Here is an 18,437-nt window from a genome sequence, read left to right on the forward strand (position 1 = left end):
GGGGGCAAGCCTCTCACTCGCGACTGACACCCGTCCTTGATCGATCCATGTCCCGCCACTCGGGGCGCAACCCTGGCACGGTCGTCGAGACGAGGTATGCCGCCCCAGCGGCTCCCAGCGCGGGGGCTGCTCCGAAAGCACCGACGACAACTCCACCAACCACTCCACCCACGGGGAGACCGGCCCACGCCAGTGCATCGGCGAGTGACCCCACCCGCCCGACGATGTGGCGTGGGACGCGCTCGAAGAAGATCGCGCCGATGGTCGGGTTGATGAAGCCGTTGCCCAGTCCGGCGATCACGTTGGACCCGATGATCAGCCACAGCGGGGCGCCGAGGGCCAACGCGAGATAGCGCGGCGCTCCCGCCAGAGTGAAGCCCGCGAGGTAGGCGGTGCGTCGGCTGAACCGACCCGCCATGGTTGTTGCCAGGACGCTGGACGCGACCGCGGCGCCGCCGAAGAGGATGCCGAGAAGACCGATGAGCTCGGGTCCGTGCCCGTGGTCGTGCACCCACACCGGGAGCATGACGGAGATGTAGGCGGCCTCGAGCAGGTTCGTCACCGCGATCATCGCAAGGATGGACCGCAGCAGGCGGTCCTTGCCCAGGAACGACGCTCCGGTCTGCAGCCGGGTGAAGTAGGACCCGCTCTCCTCGGCGTCGCCGAGTGAGACCCGGGGGATGAACAGGCTGACGACCAACGCGCTGAGGAACGCTGCTCCCGCGGTGACAGCGACCGTCTGGGCGGCTCCGAACGCCCCGACGAGCAAGCCCCCGATGCCGGCTCCGAGCAGGCCGCTGGCCCTGTCGAGGGTGCTGTCGAGGCCGGTGATGCGTTCGAGGGGGACTCCCGAGGCGTCGGCGACGGCCGGGATCATCGCGTTGCGGGCCCCGTCGCCCGGTCCGCGGAAGGCTCCCGCGAGGGCGACCAGGGTGAGCAGGAGCGGGACGCGCTCAGGAAGCGAGAGCTGCCCCACGGCATACAGGATGGGGATGAGCGCGAGGAACGCGCCGCTGAGGAGGTCGCCGGCCACGCTGATCGCGCGCGGTCCTCGCCGATCCACCAAAGGCCCGCCCAGGGCCTTGGAAATGACGTAGGGCGCCATCTCGGCGGTGAGCACCAAACCGGTGAGGGTGGCCGACTTCGTCTCGGTGTAGACGAGCCAGGGCAGGGCGATCGTCGAGACCCGGGTGCCCGCGATGGACACGCTCGAGGCGAAGAGCATGCCGTAGAGGCTGCGCCGACTCGGGCGCGCATGCGCGCTCACTCCGAGGACATCCCGGGGGCGCGGAAGACCTCGAGGTTCACCGACACCGGGAGCGCCGTCTCAGGTGCATCCACTGTGCCCTGGTGCGGTCGATAACTGCGAATCACGCTGACGATCTCGGTCATCAACGCGGACGTCTCTTCGGGTGTGAGCCGAAGCGTGTAGTTGCTGAAGGTCCCGGCGTCCTCCCACTCAGGAGGCAGGGTCGCGATCTCGGCGATGGCGCGCTGGGCGTTCTCGGAGTAGCCCGCCACGACAGCGGAGAGGTATGCCGCAGACGTCGCATGGTCTGCGTCGTGGGTGTCGAAGTAGGTGCGGGCGTGGGCGGCCCTCCACCAGCGGTCGCGGGCATTGCCCAACTCGCTCGCCTCGACGACAAATCCCGCTTCGGCGAGTTGGCGGACGTGATAACTCGTGGCGCCGGTGTTGACACCCAGGTGTGCCGCGAGACGCGAAGCCGTGGCCGGCCCATGAAGGCGCAAAGCACTGAGGATCCGGGGGCGCAGAGGATGCGTCAGCGCCTTGAGCGTCGTCGCATCGAGGACGACATCCCGACGAGGGTCGGGCTCAAGAGGGACGGGCATGTCGATGACCATACAAAGGAATCTCTGCAATCGCAGGCTGAGCGCAATTAAGCGCTGTCCCAATGCCGGCGAAGCGGGCGAGGAGTGGCTGTGTGACACACTCGCGCTCATGCGGATCAGCCACTTCTGGACGCTGATGAACGACGAGTTCGGCGAGACCTACGCACCCACCCTGGCGCGTGACCATGTGCTCGGAGTCCTCGGCGGACGCAGCGTCACCCAAGCCCTCGATGAGGGGATGCATCCGCGCCTCGTGTGGCTCGCCCTCTGCGACGACATGGACGTTCCGGCGGAGCGACGACTGGGGCGGGTCGACGCCCCCAGGCGCGGCTGACCGGTGACCCTCCTCGACCGACGGGTCGTCCTTGCGCCGATGGCGGGAGGGCCGACCACAGTCGGTCTGGCGGCAGCGGTGACCACCGCGGGGGGCTTCGCCTTCCTCGCCGGTGCCTATCTCGAGCCTGACCGTCTGCGCGACGACATCGTCCTGCTGAGGTCGGCGGTGGGCAGGGCCGCCTTTGGCGTCAACCTGTTCGCACCCAACCCCTACGAGCCGGGCAGTGCGGCGCGGGTGCTCGAGTACGCCACTCGGCTCCAGCCGCTCGCCGACAAGGCCGGCATCCCACTCGGTGACGCGGTCCACGACGACGACTCCTTCGACGCCAAGATCGACGTGGTTCTCGCCGAGCGGCCGGCAGTCGTGTCGTTCGCCTTCGCGTGGCCGCCCGCCGACGTCGTCGACCGGCTCCGCGCCGCAGGGATCGAGGTGTGGGTCACGGTCAACGACGCGAGCGAGACGGCGTGGGCGAACGAACTCGGTGTCGACGGCATCGTTGCGCAGGGTTGGGAGGCCGGCGGGCACCGCGGAGGCCCGGTCGACTCCGGCCTTCGGCAGGCACCCACCCGACTGCTGCTGCAGAGCATCCGCGCGCTCACCTCACTGCCCGTCGTCGTCGCCGGAGGCGTGTGCGACCCAACTCATCTCGCGGGGTTGCTCGGTGCCGGCGCGCACGCCGTCGCCTGCGGGACCGCGTTCCTGTGCGCCGACGAGGCAGGGACCGCCGAGATCCACCGGCACGAGCTGACCCGACGCACCGACACGGTCGTCACGCGCGCCTTCACCGGGCGCAGTGCCCGGGCGCTCGTCACGTCCTGGACCGAGGTGTTCACCGAGGCGGCGCCAGCGGCCTATCCCCAGGTCCACTACCTCACCGCGCCGCTGCGCGCCCACGGCAAGGCGACCGGCCAGCCCGACCTCGTCCACCTGTGGGCCGGCACGGGCCACCGCAGCGCCCGTCAGGCGCCGGCGAGCGAGATCGTCGAGCACCTGCTGTCCCGCCTCTGACCCTCGCCCCTGAGTGCGGCGGTCTCAGGCTTCGGGCGTGCCCTGATGGAACAGTTGCTGCCAGTGGCCGGCGGTGCGAATCCACAGCGAGGATCGCAGTGTCGTCTCGGCGTCGCGCACCGCTCGCCAGGTGAGGAGCATGGTGTCGGGACCGGCCGGCATACAGGCAAGGACGTCGAGACTCACCGGCTCACCGAGCGGGCCGATCTCGTCGAGGATCTCCTCCCGCGCCCAAAGCCGACCAGAACGGCCGATCTCGGTCCATTGCGGGTGGAGGAGGGCGGCGACGGCGGCACTGTCGGAGCGGGTGTCGTCCTCGAGCAGCTGTCGTTCGAGGGCGACGACCTGCTCCTCGTCGGTGAGCACAGGTGCGTCGATGAGCTCGGTGAACAGGTCGGGCTCAGCGGTCGGGGGTGCTGCTGAGGGCGCGGCTGCCGGATCGGAGCGCTCGGGTGCGGCGGCGCCTCGACCCGCCCAGCCGGGCCCCGCGTCGGGCACCCTGCCTTTCTGGTATGCCGTCGCGGCACCGTTCGCAAGCCGGTCCGCCTCCTCGTTGAGGGGGTGACCGGAGTGCCCCTTGATCCACTCGAAGCGAACGTTGCGCCCGGTCATTGCGCGGTCGAGGGCCTGCATGATCTCGACGTTCATGACGGGCTTGCCATCACCCTTCTTCCAGCCCTTGCGCTTCCAGCCCGGCATCCACTGGGTGATCGATTTGATGACGTAGGTGCTGTCGCAAAAGATGACGAGCTCGTCGTCGACGTCGGCGGTCTGCTCCAGGAGGTCGAGGACGGCCGTGAGCTCGCCCTGGTTGTTCGTGCCGTGCGGCCACCCCCCACAGGCCCAGTGCTCGTCGTCGGCGTACCACCCCCACCCCGCAGGTCCGGGATTGCCGAGGGCCGAACCGTCTGCTGCCGCGATGATCGTCACGGCGCAGGAGTCTGCCAGTTGCCTAGGCTGTCAGCGTGGACCAGTCATCGCCGGACGTTCGTCACCAGCGCTTCGCCGAGCTCGATCCGGTCGTGGGCTATCGCCTGTGGGCGCTGCGTTCGCAGGTGTTCGTCGTCGAGCAGGCGGCGGCCTACCTCGATCTCGATGGTCGCGACACCGAGACCGGGACATGGCATCTCTGGTGTGCCGACGACGTGGGTATGCCGGTCGCAACGTTGCGTGTGCTCGATGACTCCCACGTATGGCGTGTGGGTCGAGTGGCGACCGCTCGTGCCCACCGGGGGAGCGGCCTTGCGGCCGCGATGATGCGAGACGTGGTGGCGCTGTGCCCGGATCGCGCCATCGTTCTGGATGCGCAGTCGCATTTGAGGGACTGGTATGCCGCGTTCGGCTTCGTAGTGACCGGGGCTGAGTACGCAGACGAGGACGGTATCCCGCACCTCCCGATGCGGCGCGAGGTGGGCGGCGCCTGAAGTTGCGGCGTGTCGCAGCCGCGCCTCCCGACGTCGAACACGTGTTCGCCTACTGTTGTCCACAGGTCGCCGAACCCGCAGCATCTGTCCACAGCTTCCACGGCAGCTGCAGACGGCTGTCGGTGCGACGGCCTAGCGTCTGACCCGAGATCGCGACAAGACCGACCGCGAGCATGGGTCGCCGGCGGACGCGCACATCGAATGACACAGGAAGAGCAGGTGCGACATGGCAGCAGCAGCCGTCAAGAACGCGAATGATCGCGAAAAGTCCCTGGGCATGGTCCTCGGACAGATCGAGAAGTCACACGGCAAGGGCGCCATCATGCGCCTCGGCGACGACGTGCGCGCCCCTATCGAGGTCATCCCCACCGGATCGATCGCGCTCGACATCGCCCTCGGCATCGGCGGGCTGCCCCGCGGACGTGTCATCGAGATCTACGGCCCTGAGAGCTCGGGCAAGACCACGGTCGCCCTGCACGCGGTGGCCAGTGCGCAGCGGGCGGGTGGCATCGCGGCGTTCATCGATGCCGAGCACGCTCTGGACCCTGAGTACGCCAAGAAGCTCGGCGTCGACACCGACAACCTGCTCGTGTCGCAGCCCGACACAGGGGAGCAGGCCCTCGAGATCGCCGACATGCTCATCCGCTCCGGTGCCCTTGACATCATCGTCATCGACTCCGTCGCTGCTCTCGTGCCGCGCGCCGAGATCGAGGGTGAGATGGGTGACAGCCATGTCGGTCTCCAGGCCCGCCTCATGAGCCAGGCTCTTCGCAAGCTCACCGGCGCCATCAGCAACACCGGCACGACCGCGATCTTCATCAACCAGCTCCGCGAGAAGATCGGCGTCATGTTCGGCTCGCCGGAGACGACCACCGGTGGCAAGGCACTCAAGTTCTATGCCTCGGTCCGCCTCGACGTGCGCCGCATCGAGACCCTCAAGGACGGCACCGACCCGGTCGGCAACCGCACCCGCGTCAAGGTCGTCAAGAACAAGGTCGCCCCGCCGTTCAAGCAGGCCGAGTTCGACATCCTCTATGGGCAGGGCATCTCGCGCGAAGGTGGCCTCATCGACATCGGGGTCGAGCACGGCTTCGTCCGCAAGGCCGGCGCTTGGTACACCTACGAGGGCGATCAGCTCGGTCAGGGCAAGGAGAACGCCCGCGCCTTCCTCAAGGACAACCCCGACCTCTCCGACGAGCTCGAGAAGAAGATCAAACAGAAGCTCGGCATCGGGCCGCAGGTCGACACGCCACTCGAGGTGGTCCCCGAGGTCCCGGTCGATTTCTGAGTCGACCAGCGCAGCTGATCGCCTCGGAACGGTCTCGTCACAGTGGGATTCACTGACTCGGATGCACCTCCGCCCTCGTGGGTGGAGGTGCGTCCGCGTGCGTCCGCGCCTCCGCCTCCACCGCCGCCTCCGGATGTTGCCGTGGAAGGCGTCGAGCCCAACGCCCACGATTTCGCGCGTCAGATCGTGCTGCGACAGCTGACCCACGCCCCGAAGACGCGTGCCCAGCTGGAGCAGGCCCTGGCCAAACGCGACTGTGATCCGAGCGTGGCCGCGACCGTGCTGGATCGCCTGGAGGAGGTGGGCCTGGTCGACGACGAGGCCTACGCCGGAATGCTCGTGAGGTCGCAACAGGCAGGGCGTGGCCTTGCTCGGCGGGCCCTGGCACAAAACCTCCGGCAGAAGGGCGTCGCCGACGACGTGGCCGAGTCGGTCCTCGACGAGATCGACCCTGCCGCCGAGGAGGAGCAGGCTCGCGAGCTCGTCGAGAGGCGGTTGCGGCGACTCCACGGACTCGACGTCATCGTGCAGAAACGCAGGCTCGCCGGCATGCTCGCGCGCAAGGGGTACCCCTCTGAGGTGTCCATGAGGGTGATCCGTGAGGCCCTCGCAGCCACCCCGGAGCACCACCGAGACTGACCCTGTCGTGCTCTGGTGCGATGGCGTCGTGTGAGCCACCGTTGAGGCCCAGTCCACACGAAGGGTGGTTCGGTGATGGGCGCTGCGGACGAGGCCATGGCCGATCGACGATCCACGCGTCCACGGTGGGTGACTGATGGTGGGCTCGAGACCGACCTGATCTTTCATCACGGCGTGGATCTGCCCGGTTTCGCCGCCTACCCGCTGCTGGGGACGCCATTGGGCCGGGCGCTGCTCGCGCAGTACTACGCCGGTTTTGCCCAGGTCGCCAGCAGGGCGGGTGCGGGTCTGCTCCTCGAGACACCCACCTGGCGAGCCAACCCCGACTGGGTCGAGTCCCTGGGGGGATCGCGCAGTGACGTTCGGCGGATCAACCTTGAGAGCGTGCTCTTCCTGGCTGGGCTCGCGGAGGTCCTGGTCGCGGATGGGATCGCGCCTCGAGGACCCGGCGGCTTCGACGGCAGCGGGCAGGGGCCCGATGTTCGCATCTGCGGTGTGATCGGACCTCGCGGCGACGGGTACCTGCCGGGTGACCGCACGAGCGCTGAGGAGTTCGGCGACTACCACGCCGCGCAGATCGCGGCGTTCGCTCAGAGCGGGGCGGCGCGGGTCACGGCATACACCTTGACGACGGTCGCCGAGGCGGTCGGCGTGGTGCAGGCGGGGCGGTCCCATGGCATCGCGATCGCGGTCTCCTTCACCGTCGAGACCGATGGGCGGCTGCCCGACGGCACGCCCCTCGGTGAAGCCATCGGAGCGCTCCGCCAGCAGGCCCCGCCTGACGACCTCCTCCTCAACTGCGCCCACCCGAGCCACATCGCGGCCGCGTTGACGCCGGATGACGCCTGGGCCGCACATGTCACGGGGCTCCGTGTCAACGCTTCACGGCAGTCGCACGCCGAGCTCGACGACGCCGCCGAGCTCGACGAAGGTGACATCGCTGACCTCGTGAGTGAACACGAGAAACTGGCGTCCCACTTCCCGCGCCTCGACATCATCGGGGGCTGCTGTGGCACCGATGCCAGACACGTGGCCGCCCTGTGGGGCGTTCAGGCATGACTCGCAGCCAGTCGCGCTGACGCTCGCGACCCCGTGGTTCACTGCCTCGCGGCGGCGAGGACGAGTTGGCGCATCTGGGCATTGATCGCCGCCCGGTTGGCCTCGAAGGTCGCATTCGTGAGCTCATCCGGCTTGGTGGGGTCAAGACCCTGGAGCACGGGCGTGTGGACGTGGCCACCGGGCACGTCGAGCCCCGTCGCGTCGCGAAGAAGAGTGGCGCGATAGGCGATCTCGTTGGACAGGTAGTTGCCGCCACCGCCAGCTCGCGCGAGTGAGCCGGGCGTCGGCCCGGTGGTCAGGGTCGTGCCGGGGCTGGGGGCTGCGGGACACGAGGTGGTGACCGGCTCCGGGGGAGTGCTGGCCGGGACCTCGGTGACGGTGCGATTGTCGTTGACCGGGTAGGGACCGGTGCCCGCAGCGATCATCGCGGCGATGGGATGGGTCGACAAGGTCCACTGCGGCTGTGGTGTCACCGTCGGTGTGCCCGCGGGGATCGGTGCCATTCCGCGGTAGCAGACGTTCTCGTTGTCGCCGAAGCCTGCGCGCCAGGCACCGTTGAAGTGCTCGAGGTCGATGCGCCCCACCCGGCCCTGGCTGGTCGTGGCAAAGACGTCGACCTGCTTCTTGCCGGGGCGGAAGTGGGGGAGCAGGGTCTGCTCGACCATGCCGTCCTCGAAGTCGCGCCACCGCACGGGGAAGAGGGCAGCCTCGATGCGGATGGGCCCATCAGGGCCCTTGACCGTCAGTCCGTCGAGCGCGAGGGCACTGGCGCCGGACGGGTTGGCCTGCCGAACGTCCCGGTTGAGGGTGAACGGGTCAAACCCGGTGACGAGAACTCGGGTGATCTTGTCGGCTGCGGGGAAGGCGATGTCTCGCTGACCTCGTGAGACCCGGTCGAGGTCGTCGATGAGTGACTGTCGCTCGTCGTCACCCACGGTGAAGTCGGGGGACCACTGACGCAGCGCCGCGACCATCGCCAGGCGCGCCCAGTACAGCGGCCGGTCGTCCCCGGCGCTCAGGGTTCCGCCGGTGTCGACGCGGCCCTGGACCCGGTCCACACCGAGTCGCCAGAGCGCGGCACCGTGACCGTCGACGACGGCCCCGGCCACCTCCGGCCCGGACGCCGCGCAGAGAGCTGCCGAGAAGGCCGCCACGGTGTCGTCGAAGCCGCCGCCGACAATGAGCCGCCCCGCCTCGGACCGCGCCAGGAAGCTCTCCTCGTAGGGGAGGGTCGTCGACGCGTCGAGACACGCTGCACCCTGGGTCGACCCGGAGCCGCTCGATGCGAGACCGGTCGGCTCGGCCATGGCCGAACCGCTCGCGAGGACTGCCAGTGCGAGCGTCGGGGCAAGGACAGCGGAGTGGCGCAGGCGGATCGGCATGGAGCTCCTCGAACAGGGCGAGTGTGGCTGGGGTCGTCACGACGCTATGAGGGTTCGCTGCGCCCGGCAACCGGAGCGGTCGACACGCGGTCGAGATGTGGTCGACAGAACGGGCCAAAGGGCTGGCGGAGGGGCGGTGGGCGACCGTGGGCCAGCACGTACTCTTGGGAGGCGATGAGCGAACTCAAGACCTATGACGTGCGCACGCACGGGTGCCAGATGAATGTCCACGACTCCGAGCGCCTTGCGGGCCTGCTCGAGACGGCCGGATACGTCGACCTTGCGAGCATCCCCACCGCGGAGCGCTCCGAGGCCGCGGACGTCGTCGTCTACAACACCTGCGCCGTGCGCGAGAACGCCGACAACAAGCTCTACGGCAACCTCGGTCAGCTCCGTCAGGCCAAGAACAGCAACCCCGACATGCAGATCGCCGTCGGCGGCTGCATGGCGCAGAAGGACCGCGAGACGATCGTCCAGCGGGCGCCGTGGGTCGACGTCGTCTTCGGCACCAACAACATCGGCAGCCTCCCGGCGCTCCTTGATCGGGCGCGCCACAACAAGCGCGCCGAGGTCGAGATTCTCGAGTCCCTCGAACGCTTCCCCTCGACGCTGCCGACACGTCGTGACTCTGCGTATGCCGCATGGGTCTCGATCTCGGTCGGCTGCAACAACACGTGCACGTTCTGCATCGTCCCGAGCCTGCGCGGCAAGGAGGCCGACCGCCGACCCGGCGAGATCCTCGCCGAGATCCAGGCACTCGTCGATCAGGGCGTCGTCGAGGTGACCCTGCTCGGGCAGAACGTCAACACCTACGGTGTCGAGTTCGGCGACCGGCTCGCGTTCGGAAAGCTGCTGCGTGCCTGTGGCGAGATCAGCGGCCTGGAGCGAGTGCGCTTTACGAGCCCGCACCCCGCAGCGTTCACCGACGACGTCATCGCCGCGATGGCGGAGACGCCCAACGTCATGCCGAGCCTGCACATGCCCCTGCAGTCTGGCTCCGACAAGGTGCTCAAGGACATGCGTCGCTCCTATCGCAGCGCGAAGTTCCTGGGCATCATCGATCGGGTTCGTGAGCTGATCCCCGACGCCGCGATCACGACCGACATCATCGTGGGCTTCCCAGGAGAGACCGAGGCGGACTTCGCGCAGACGTTGCGTGTCGTCCAGGAGTCGCGCTTCTCGAACGCCTTCACGTTCCAATACTCCATCCGACCCGGCACCCCCGCGGCCACCATGGCCGACCAGGTTCCCAAAGCCGTTGTCCAAGAACGGTTCGAGCGACTCGTCAAGCTTCAGGACGAGATGGCCTGGACCGAGAACCGAGCGCTCGAAGGTCGCACGGTCGAGGTGCTCGTCGCACCATCCGAGGGGCGCAAGGACAGTGCGACCGCCCGGATGAGCGGGCGTGCACGGGACAACCGCCTCGTCCACTTCTCGATCCCTGACGGTGGTGAGGTCCCGCGCCCCGGCGATGTAGTGAGTGTCGACCTCACTTACGGAGCGCCGCACCACCTCGTGGCCGACGGAGCGCTCCACGGCGGAACGTATGCCGTGCGCCGCACCGCTGGCGGCGACGCCTGGGCGTCCCTCCAGGACGCACCGGTCCCGGGCAAGCCCGGTGTCAGCCTCGGGATGCCGTCGATCGGCAAGCCGGCCACCGCGGCAGCGATCGCGCCCGCCTGCGGCGCCTGACCGGCAGAGCGGGGTCGGACCAAACGCTGGCGGTTTGCGACAATGGGCACATGACGATCCGTCCCATCACCATCACCGGCGAGCCGGTGCTCCACCGCCGCGCCGAACCTGTCGAGGTCATCGACGACGGCATCCGCGAGCTCGTGGTCGACATGTTCGAGACGATGGATGCCGCGCGCGGTGTCGGTCTGGCCGCGCCGCAGGTCGGCGTGGGACTGCGGATCTTCACGTGGCAGATGGACAATCACGACGACATCCCGCCGCGCGGTGTCGTCATCAACCCGTTCCTCGCGGCGAGCAAGCCGGTGGCCGGCGACCCAATTCCGGCCGATGAGTCCGAGGGATGCCTGTCGGTGCCGGGGGAGTCCTTCCCACTGCGACGCGGCGAGACGGCGACGCTCACCGGCCTCGACATCGAGGGCAATGAGATCTCGTATGCCGCGACGGGCTGGTTCGCGCGCATGTTCCAGCACGAGTACGACCACCTCAACGGGTTCCTCTACGTCGACCGCCTCCAGGGCAAGTGGGCGCGCAAGGCCAAGAAGGCAGTCAGGGCCAACGAGTGGGGCACACCCGGATTGACCTGGATGCCCGGTCAGGACCGTGACCCCTTCGGGCATGACGACGTCGATGATGAGAACACAGCCGAGTTCGACAACTACGCCGAAGGCGGTGGGCACGCGGAGGGCCACACCCGGCCCGAGGACGAACTTGCCCGCTGACGACCCACTGGTCGTCGCGGTCGTCGGTCCGACGGCCAGTGGCAAATCGGATCTGGCGCTGCGCGTCGCCGAAACCATCGGTGGTGAGGTGGTCAGTGCCGACGCCATGCAGCTCTATCGCGGCATGGACATCGGCACGGCCAAGCTGCCAGTGGCGCAGCGGCGCGGTGTGCCCCACCACCAGATCGATGTCCTCGACGTCACTGACGAGGCGACCATCGCGCGCTACCAGCGCGAGGCGCGGGATTCGATCGATGACATCCGTGGCCGCGGACTGCGGCCCGTCGTCGCGGGTGGGTCCGGCCTCTATGTCCGTGCGGCGCTCGACCATCTCGAGATCCCCCCGACCGACCCGGACGTGCGTGCACGCCTCGAGAACGAGGCAGAGGAGCGAGGGACAGCCGCGACGTATGCCGTGTTGTCCGAACGCGATCCCGATGCGGCGCAGGCGATCGGGCGCCACAACGTGCGTCGGCTCGTGCGCGCCCTGGAGGTCATCGAGATCACCGGCCGCCCGTTCAGTGCTTCGATGCCCGAGCGGCGGCACCTGCATCCGACCGTGATGATTGGGCTTCGACCGCCGCGCGAGCTGCTCGACGAGCGCATCGACGCCCGCGTCACCCAGATGTGGCGTGATGGCCTCATCGAAGAGGTCAAGGGCCTTGTGCCACAGGGGATTCGCTCGGGTCGCACAGCATCGCGAGCGTTGGGCTATGCGCAGGCCCTGGCCGAGATCGACGGCACGATGACGCAGGCGCAGGCACAGGCTGAGACGGCCCAGCTGACCCGCCGTTACGCACGACGTCAGGAGTCCTGGTTCCGCCCGGATCCGCGCATCCTGTGGTTCGACCCGAGCGCCGACACCGGACTTGACGACGCTCTGACCCACGTCGAGCAGGCGATCGCGGACAATGGGTGACATGACCGCCGAGCCGCGCTCCACCAAGGTGCTGCGCTTCACCAAAGGACACGGGACCGAGAACGACTTCGTGCTGCTGCCCGATGTCGATGACCGCCTCGACCTCGACGCCGACCTGGTCCGGCGCCTCGCTGACCGGCAGGCCGGGATCGGTGGTGACGGTGTCATCCGCGTTGTCCCCACTGCATCGGCCGACGACCAGGCCGTGCGTGCCCTGGCCGATCGTGCTCCGTGGTTCATGGACTACCGCAACGCTGACGGTTCGGTCGCGGAGATGTGCGGCAACGGCACGAGAGTCTTTGCGGCATACCTGCGTCGTGAAGGACTCGAGACGGCAGACGAGTTCGAGATCGCGACACGTGGTGGCGTCAAGGGCATCCGCTTCGAGGGCGACGGCGAGAACGCAGTGATCGCCACCAACATGGGGCTGTGGCGCTTCCTCGACCCCGCCAGGGCTGAGGCAGACGGATTCGACTCCCTGGTGTTGCTCCGTGATCGACCGCTGGCAGAGGACCCCTGGTCGGCCCTGTCGGTCGACATGGGCAACCCCCACACGGTCGTCGCGCTGCCGGGGCCCGTTGATCTAGCAGGCCTCGACCTGTTCCACGCGCCCGAGGTCCGGCCGGTGCCGCCCCACGGCACCAACGTCGAGTTCGTCCGCGTTGTCGGCACCGGCCACATCGCGATGCGGGTCCACGAGCGCGGGGTCGGCGAGACCCGCTCCTGTGGCACCGGCGTCTGCGCAGCGGCGCTGGCCACGAGCTTCTGGGCAGGTGACGCCGAGCCGACCCAGGACTGGACGGTCGACGTCCCTGGCGGTCGACTGCGCGTGCGCGGGCTGCCCGGGCACGAGGTCGAGCTCGCCGGGCCAGCAGCCCTCATCGCCGACGGCACTGTGGACCTCTCCGCTCTCTGACGCGCGCTCCGGGTGCGATACCGGCGAGTCACTCCTAGCGTGAGGGACATGAGAACTCCCACGACCGTCCTCGCCCTCGTTGCTGCCGGAGGGGTGGCCGCAGCACTCGCGGTCCCTGCGGTGGCAGCGCCAGACCCGACTCGAGGTGGGCCACCACCAGTCGGCCACGAGCTCCCCAAGGTTCCGGTGATGACCGGCGGCGGGGGAGCAGTCGCCTCAGTGGACCCCATCGCCTCGCAGGTGGGCATCGACATCCTCGAGAAGGGCGGCACTGCAGCCGACGCTGCCGTGGCCACCGCTGCGGCCGTCGCCACCGTCGAGCCCTACTCGTCGGGCATCGGAGGTGGAGGGTTCTTCGTCCACTACGACGCGCAGACCAGGAAGGTCACGACCCTCGACGGTCGGGAGACGGCCCCGGCGACGTTCCACGAGAAGGTGTTCCTGAAGCCGGACGGCACCCCGATGGACTTCAATACGGTCGTCAACTCGGGTCTCTCCGTGGGCGCCCCGGGCACGCCGGCCACCTGGGACGCGGCCCTGCGGACCTACGGGTCGATGAGCCTGAACCAGATCCTCAAGCCGGCCGAAGAGATCGCCCGCAAGGGCTTCGTCGTCGACCAGACCTTCCACCAGGACACGCTCGACAACGCCAAGCGGTTCTCGATGTTCCCCGCGACGGCGGCGATCTACCTGCCCGGTGGCGCGCCCATCCCGGTCGGCGGCGTGCAGCGCAACCCCGACCTCGCCAAGGCCTACCGTGAACTGCGCACCCACGGCATTGCCTCGCTCCACACCGGCCGCATGGGTGCCGCTCTCGTCAAGGAGGTCCAGAACCCGACCACGGCACCTGGCCTGACGGTCCCCAAGGGGCAACTCACGGCAGCAGACCTCGCGGCATACAGGGTCAGGCCCAAGGCTCCGACGCACACCGAGCACAAGGGCTTCGACGTCTACGGCATGGACACCCCGAGCAGCGGTGGTATCGCGGTCTCCGAGATCCTCAACCTGCTCGAGTCCTTCGAGGAGCGCACGGGACGATCCGTCGCCAGCCTGTCCGAGGCGGAGTACCTCCACTGGTTCAGCGAGGCCTCGGCCATGGCGTTCGCCGACCGCAACCGCTACATCGGCGACGTCGCCGGCGTGCCGACCGCAGAGCTCACCTCGCAGGGGTTCGCTGACGAACGCTCCTGCCTCTTCGACCCGGCCAAGGCGCAGAAGCGTCCGGTTCCCTTCGGCTCACCTGACGGCAACTATGACGGTGAGTGCGTCCCCGCTGGCACGTCGATCCTCCCGAAGGACGGCCAGTCGACGACGTCGCTCACGGTCACCGACAAGTGGGGTGACGTCGTCACCTACACGCTCACGATCGAGCAGTACGGCGGCTCCGGCATCGTCGTCCCGGGCTGGGGCTACCTGCTCAACAACGAGCTCACCGACTTCAACTTCGCGCCGACGACACCCGGCGTCCCGGACCCGAACCTGCCTGGTGCCGGCAAGCGCCCGCGCAGCTCGATGAGCCCGTCGATCATCCTCAAGGACGGCAAGCCCTACCTGACCGCTGGGAGCCCCGGTGGCGCGACGATCATCACGACGGTCGCGCAGATCATCGCTGGAGTCGTCGATCGTGAACTCCCGGTCGATGACGCAGTGGCTGCGCCGCGACTCTCGTCACGCAACGGCGCCGAGGAGGCCGAGACGGCAATCTTCTCCACCGCGATCGGTGCTGAGCTGAGCGCCAAGGGTCACGTGCTGCGTCACCGTCCGGTCATCGGCAACGGCACCGCGATCCGCAGCCTCTCTCCGTCGCTGTGGACAGCAGCCGCCGAGCCGACCCGACGTGGTGGCGGCTCGGCCATGGTGGTCGACCCGCAGGACTGATAACCCTCGCCTTGTGTGCCTCAGAGCGGGCTCTGGCCCCTTATGAGGCACACAAGGCGTCAGGCCTTGTCGACCCGCAGGACGCGAAAGCCCTTGTTCGTCGCAAAGCGGGCACACGGCATACCCAGGTCTGCTTCGATCCAGCGCTGCAGGCTGTCCGAACCGAGGTTCCGCTGCACGACGAGGTATGCCGTGCCGCTGGGTGCCAGGCGCGGCAGCCACAGCCGCAGGAGGTCATGCAGGGCGGCTTTGCCGATACGGATCGGTGGGTTGGACCAGATGAGGTCGTATGCCGCGTTCTTGTCGACAGCGTCCGGCGTCACCGCGCGGACGTGGCCGAGTCCGAGGGCAGCAGCATTGCGGTTGGTGAGGTCCACGCTGCGTTCGTTGACGTCGACGCCAAGGACGTCCGAGTGCTCGGAGAGCAGGCCGAGAGTCAGCGCGATCGGACCCCAGCCGCAGCCCACGTCGAGAAATCGGCCGGAGGGTGGGGGATCGGGCACCTCGTCGAAGAGGACTGCGGTGCCCTTGTCGACTCCCCCGGGGCTGAAGATGCCGGGCGCGACCTCGACCGTGAGCGTGCGACCGGCGAGCGTGACGGTCAAAGGGCGGCGTTCATCCGGGCTCGCTGGGGAGGCCGTGAAGTAGTGGTCCCCCGAATCCGTTCGCCCCGAGTCGGTCATAGGTGAGACCCTAGACGGAACATGACTGCGAGACATCACATCTTCACGGGCCAGGCTGACGCCCTTTCCGACGATGCTTTTGACGAGGACGGGTTCCTGGTCGAGGGCGACAGCGACGACGCCGCACCCTCTGCGCTCTATGACGGCGACCAGCTCGAGCGCGAGGAGCGCGCCGCGCTGCGTCGCGTTGCGGGCCTGTCGACCGAGCTCGAGGACATCAGTGAGGTCGAGTACCGCCAGCTGCGGCTCGAGCGCGTCGTCCTCGCGAGCGTCTGGTCCGAAGGAACGCTGCTCGACGCCGAGAACTCCATGCGTGAGCTGGCCGCGTTGGCCGAGACCGCTGGTGCCGAGGTTCTCGAAGGTGTCATGCAGCGCCGACAGAAGCCGGACACCGCGACCTACCTGGGCAAGGGCAAGGCCGAGGAGCTGCACGAGATCGTCATCGCCGAGGGTGCTGACACCGTCATCTGTGACAGCGAGCTGGCGCCCAGCCAGCGTCGCGCGCTCGAGGACGTCGTCAAGGTCAAGGTCATCGACCGCACCGCACTGATTCTCGACATCTTCGCCCAGCACGCCAAGAGCCGAGAGGGCAAGGCGCAGGTCGAGCTCGCCCAGCTCCAATACCTCCTGCCGCGACTGCGTGGTTGGGGTGACTCGATGTCGCGCCAGGCCGGTGGTCAGGCCGCTGGTGGTCAGGGCATGGGCTCACGTGGACCGGGTGAGACCAAGATCGAGCTCGACCGCCGACGCATCAACACGCGCGTCGCCAAGCTCAAGCGGGACATCGCGGGGATGAAGACCCACCGCGACACCAAGCGCGGTTCGCGTCGGGCGAACGCCATCCCGAGCGTCGCGATTGCCGGCTACACCAATGCCGGCAAGTCCTCGATCCTCAACCGGCTCACCGGCGCTGGCGTGCTCGTGCAGAACCAACTGTTCGCGACCCTCGACCCGACGGTGCGTCGCAGCGAGACCCCCGACGGTCGCGAGTTCACCTTCACTGACACGGTCGGCTTCGTCCGTGCGCTGCCGCACCAGCTCGTCGAGGCGTTCCGGTCCACGCTCGAGGAGGTGGCCGAGTCCGACCTGCTGCTGCACGTCGTCGATGGGTCGCACCCCGACCCCGAGGGCCAGATCTCGGCCGTGCGTGCGGTGCTCGCCGACGTCGACGCGACCGACGTCAAAGAGGTCATCGTCGTCAACAAGGCCGACATCGCCGACTCCGAGGTGATCGACCGCCTGCTGCGCCAGGAGAAGCACGTCATCGTCGTCTCGGCGCGCACCGGCAAGGGCATGGACGCTCTGGTGGCGCTCATCGCCGACGAGTTGCCGCAGCCCGACATCAGTGTGGACGTCCTCGTGCCCTACGACCGGGGCGACCTGGTCAGCCGGCTTCACGAGGAGGGCGAGATCCTCGCGAGCGAGCACGTGGGCGAGGGAACGCGCGTCACCGCCCGGGTGAACGCCGACCTCGCAGCCGAGCTGGCGGCATACGGCGCCTGAATTCTTGTTGCAAATTCTTTGCAATAAGATCTGAGTATGCCGCTCGCTCCTGTCGTCGAGACCGCCCGACTGACGCTTCGTCCGCCCACCCCTGCTGACCGCGACCTGTGGGTGAGTCTTCACCGTGATCCGCGGACCTACACGCATGCTCCCCATGCCATGGCAGCGAGCGATGAGGCAGCGGAGGAGTTCTTCGAGGCGACGCAAGAGCACTGGGACGAGCGGGGGTTCGGCTTCTGGCTGGCGGAGGACCGTGGGTCAGGCGACGTTGTCGGGGTGTGCGGACTCAGGGAGATCGACGGGGAAGCCCACTTCCTCAACCTCTACTACCGACTGAGCTTTGCCCACCTGGGTCGTGGGCTGGGCAAGGAGATGTCGCGGGTGTCCGCAGCACACGCTGTCGAGTTCCTGCCCGAGCTGCCGGTGCGCGCACTCGTCAAGGAGATCAACACGCCCTCGGTTCGCACCGCACTCGCGTCGGGGTTCGAGCGCGTCGGGACGCGGGCGCTGCACGATGATCTGCCGGACGAGCCGCCATCGACGATCTTTGCCGCACCGAAGGTGGAGGCGGTTCCGTCCTTCGACGCCGCGACCCGCGAGCAGATCCTCGACCTGTGGATGCGTACCAACGACGCAGGGGGTGCGGTGGGCTTCCTGCCGGGTGCTCCCCGAGCCGACGTCGACGCCCGCCTGTCAGCGGCTGAGCGGGACATGGACGCCGGCATGAGGGTCGCTGTGGTGCAACGGTCTGCGGCAGACAACCGCGTCGTGGGGCTGGCGTTCGTGTCCGAAGGCCCCAATCCCATTCTCTCGCACGGTCGTTGGGTCTACACCGTCATGACCGACCCCGACCTGCGCGGTCGCAACCTTGGCCGACTCCTCATGGCCGGGACCCACCGCGTGGCGCGCAACCTCGGCGTGGAGATCCTCTCGCTCGGCGTCCGCAGCGGCACCGGCACGAGCAAGTTCTACGAAGCCTGCGGCTACCACGAGACCGGGCGCGTGCTCGGCGCCATCCGCGTGGCGCCCGGCGACGAGCGCGACGACATCACCATGTCAAGACGCCTCGACGACCGCCTCCTGACCCCGGATCCTCGAAACTAGCCGGCACCTAGGCGCGGGAGCGAACGGAACAC

17 protein-coding genes and 1 pseudogene are annotated in these 18,437 nt (G+C 68.4%); 13 read left to right on the forward strand and 5 right to left on the reverse strand.

Annotated features, from left to right (window positions below; all coding sequences use genetic code 11):
• Window positions 1–13: 13 nt before the first annotated feature.
• Both V6K52_RS08200 and V6K52_RS08205 read right to left on the reverse strand, forming a co-directional pair.
• On the reverse strand, window positions 14–1,267 hold the full coding sequence (locus tag V6K52_RS08200) for an MFS transporter (RefSeq protein ID WP_353953379.1): 1,254 nt from the start codon (window positions 1,265–1,267) through the stop codon (window positions 14–16).
• A complete protein-coding gene (locus V6K52_RS08205; RefSeq protein WP_353953380.1) occupies window positions 1,264–1,851 on the reverse strand; it encodes a winged helix-turn-helix domain-containing protein in 588 nt (195 codons plus the stop codon). The genes V6K52_RS08200 and V6K52_RS08205 overlap by 4 nt, the downstream gene beginning before the upstream one ends.
• 109 nt (window positions 1,852–1,960) lie before the next feature.
• Here V6K52_RS08205 and V6K52_RS08210 point away from each other — a divergent pair, with 109 nt between their 5' ends.
• Window positions 1,961–2,185: a DUF3046 domain-containing protein gene (locus tag V6K52_RS08210; RefSeq protein ID WP_353953381.1), complete on the forward strand. Its 225-nt coding sequence runs from the start codon at window positions 1,961–1,963 to the stop codon at window positions 2,183–2,185.
• Between the two features lie 3 nt (window positions 2,186–2,188).
• Entirely contained in the window at window positions 2,189–3,196 is a 1,008-nt protein-coding gene (locus tag V6K52_RS08215) for a nitronate monooxygenase (protein WP_353953382.1), read from the forward strand.
• 24 nt (window positions 3,197–3,220) lie between these two features.
• Here the strand turns inward: V6K52_RS08215 and V6K52_RS08220 are convergent, their stop codons facing one another.
• Window positions 3,221–4,126 (reverse strand): RNase H family protein, encoded by a 906-nt coding sequence (locus V6K52_RS08220; RefSeq protein WP_353953383.1) that lies wholly within the window; start codon window positions 4,124–4,126, stop codon window positions 3,221–3,223.
• A gap of 35 nt (window positions 4,127–4,161) precedes the next feature.
• Here V6K52_RS08220 and V6K52_RS08225 point away from each other — a divergent pair, with 35 nt between their 5' ends.
• From V6K52_RS08225 to V6K52_RS08240, 4 genes and pseudogenes are all read left to right on the forward strand, one after another.
• Window positions 4,162–4,620, forward strand: a complete 459-nt coding sequence (locus tag V6K52_RS08225) for a GNAT family N-acetyltransferase (protein WP_353953384.1) — start codon at window positions 4,162–4,164, stop codon at window positions 4,618–4,620.
• 226 nt (window positions 4,621–4,846) lie between these two features.
• Window positions 4,847–5,848, forward strand: a pseudogene (recA, locus tag V6K52_RS08230) (recombinase RecA); the annotation flags it as partial.
• Window positions 5,849–6,049: 201 nt separating this feature from the next.
• A complete protein-coding gene (locus tag V6K52_RS08235) occupies window positions 6,050–6,547 on the forward strand; it encodes a regulatory protein RecX (protein WP_353953385.1) in 498 nt (165 codons plus the stop codon).
• 75 nt (window positions 6,548–6,622) lie between these two features.
• Complete coding sequence (locus V6K52_RS08240) at window positions 6,623–7,606, forward strand: homocysteine S-methyltransferase family protein (protein WP_353953744.1); 984 nt, start codon at window positions 6,623–6,625, stop codon at window positions 7,604–7,606.
• A 38-nt stretch (window positions 7,607–7,644) separates the two neighbouring features.
• Here V6K52_RS08240 and V6K52_RS08245 read toward each other — a convergent pair whose 3' ends face one another.
• Window positions 7,645–8,988 carry a pyroglutamyl peptidase gene (locus V6K52_RS08245; RefSeq protein WP_353953386.1) on the reverse strand — a complete coding sequence of 448 codons (1,344 nt, stop codon included), beginning with the start codon at window positions 8,986–8,988 and terminating at the stop codon, window positions 7,645–7,647.
• A gap of 174 nt (window positions 8,989–9,162) precedes the next feature.
• Between V6K52_RS08245 and miaB the strand changes: the two genes are divergently transcribed.
• From miaB to ggt, 5 genes are read left to right on the forward strand one after another with little or no spacing between them, the layout of a single operon-like run.
• Window positions 9,163–10,680, forward strand: a complete 1,518-nt coding sequence (gene miaB / locus V6K52_RS08250; protein ID WP_353953387.1) for a tRNA (N6-isopentenyl adenosine(37)-C2)-methylthiotransferase MiaB — start codon at window positions 9,163–9,165, stop codon at window positions 10,678–10,680.
• 50 nt (window positions 10,681–10,730) lie between these two features.
• Window positions 10,731–11,402: a peptide deformylase gene (def, locus tag V6K52_RS08255; protein ID WP_353953388.1), complete on the forward strand. Its 672-nt coding sequence runs from the start codon at window positions 10,731–10,733 to the stop codon at window positions 11,400–11,402.
• Window positions 11,392–12,321: a tRNA (adenosine(37)-N6)-dimethylallyltransferase MiaA gene (miaA, locus tag V6K52_RS08260; RefSeq protein ID WP_353953389.1), complete on the forward strand. Its 930-nt coding sequence runs from the start codon at window positions 11,392–11,394 to the stop codon at window positions 12,319–12,321. The genes def and miaA overlap by 11 nt, the downstream gene beginning before the upstream one ends.
• 1 nt (window position 12,322) lies before the next feature.
• On the forward strand, window positions 12,323–13,237 hold the full coding sequence (gene dapF / locus V6K52_RS08265; RefSeq protein WP_353953390.1) for a diaminopimelate epimerase: 915 nt from the start codon (window positions 12,323–12,325) through the stop codon (window positions 13,235–13,237).
• 48 nt (window positions 13,238–13,285) lie between these two features.
• On the forward strand, window positions 13,286–15,115 hold the full coding sequence (ggt, locus tag V6K52_RS08270) for a gamma-glutamyltransferase (protein ID WP_353953391.1): 1,830 nt from the start codon (window positions 13,286–13,288) through the stop codon (window positions 15,113–15,115).
• Window positions 15,116–15,174: 59 nt separating this feature from the next.
• On the opposite strand, the gene V6K52_RS08275 is transcribed toward ggt, so the two are convergent.
• Entirely contained in the window at window positions 15,175–15,798 is a 624-nt protein-coding gene (locus tag V6K52_RS08275) for a methyltransferase (protein WP_353953392.1), read from the reverse strand.
• A gap of 21 nt (window positions 15,799–15,819) precedes the next feature.
• Here V6K52_RS08275 and hflX point away from each other — a divergent pair, with 21 nt between their 5' ends.
• Both hflX and V6K52_RS08285 read left to right on the forward strand, forming a co-directional pair.
• A complete protein-coding gene (hflX, locus tag V6K52_RS08280; protein WP_353953393.1) occupies window positions 15,820–17,301 on the forward strand; it encodes a GTPase HflX in 1,482 nt (493 codons plus the stop codon).
• 36 nt (window positions 17,302–17,337) lie between these two features.
• Entirely contained in the window at window positions 17,338–18,405 is a 1,068-nt protein-coding gene (locus V6K52_RS08285; protein ID WP_353953394.1) for a GNAT family N-acetyltransferase, read from the forward strand.
• Window positions 18,406–18,437 lie beyond the last annotated feature (32 nt).

Origin of the sequence: Knoellia sp. S7-12 (assembly GCF_040518285.1) — a bacterium.
In the GTDB taxonomy this organism is placed as follows: Bacteria; Actinomycetota; Actinomycetes; order Actinomycetales; family Dermatophilaceae; genus Knoellia.

Bases quoted from the DNA above. Each gene is read 5' to 3' on its own strand.
- V6K52_RS08285 (WP_353953394.1), top strand. From the start codon at position 17,338: ATGCCGCTCGCTCCTGTCGTCGAGACCGCCCGACTGACGCTTCGTCCG.
- V6K52_RS08205 (WP_353953380.1), bottom strand. From the start codon at position 1,851: ATGCCCGTCCCTCTTGAGCCCGACCCTCGTCGGGATGTCGTCCTCGAT.
- V6K52_RS08240 (WP_353953744.1), top strand. From the start codon at position 6,623: ATGGGCGCTGCGGACGAGGCCATGGCCGATCGACGATCCACGCGTCCA.
- miaB (WP_353953387.1), top strand. From the start codon at position 9,163: ATGAGCGAACTCAAGACCTATGACGTGCGCACGCACGGGTGCCAGATG.
- def (WP_353953388.1), top strand. From the start codon at position 10,731: ATGACGATCCGTCCCATCACCATCACCGGCGAGCCGGTGCTCCACCGC.
- hflX (WP_353953393.1), top strand. From the start codon at position 15,820: ATGACTGCGAGACATCACATCTTCACGGGCCAGGCTGACGCCCTTTCC.
- V6K52_RS08275 (WP_353953392.1), bottom strand. From the start codon at position 15,798: ATGACCGACTCGGGGCGAACGGATTCGGGGGACCACTACTTCACGGCC.
- V6K52_RS08245 (WP_353953386.1), bottom strand. From the start codon at position 8,988: ATGCCGATCCGCCTGCGCCACTCCGCTGTCCTTGCCCCGACGCTCGCA.
- ggt (WP_353953391.1), top strand. From the start codon at position 13,286: ATGAGAACTCCCACGACCGTCCTCGCCCTCGTTGCTGCCGGAGGGGTG.
- V6K52_RS08210 (WP_353953381.1), top strand. From the start codon at position 1,961: ATGCGGATCAGCCACTTCTGGACGCTGATGAACGACGAGTTCGGCGAG.
- dapF (WP_353953390.1), top strand. From the start codon at position 12,323: ATGACCGCCGAGCCGCGCTCCACCAAGGTGCTGCGCTTCACCAAAGGA.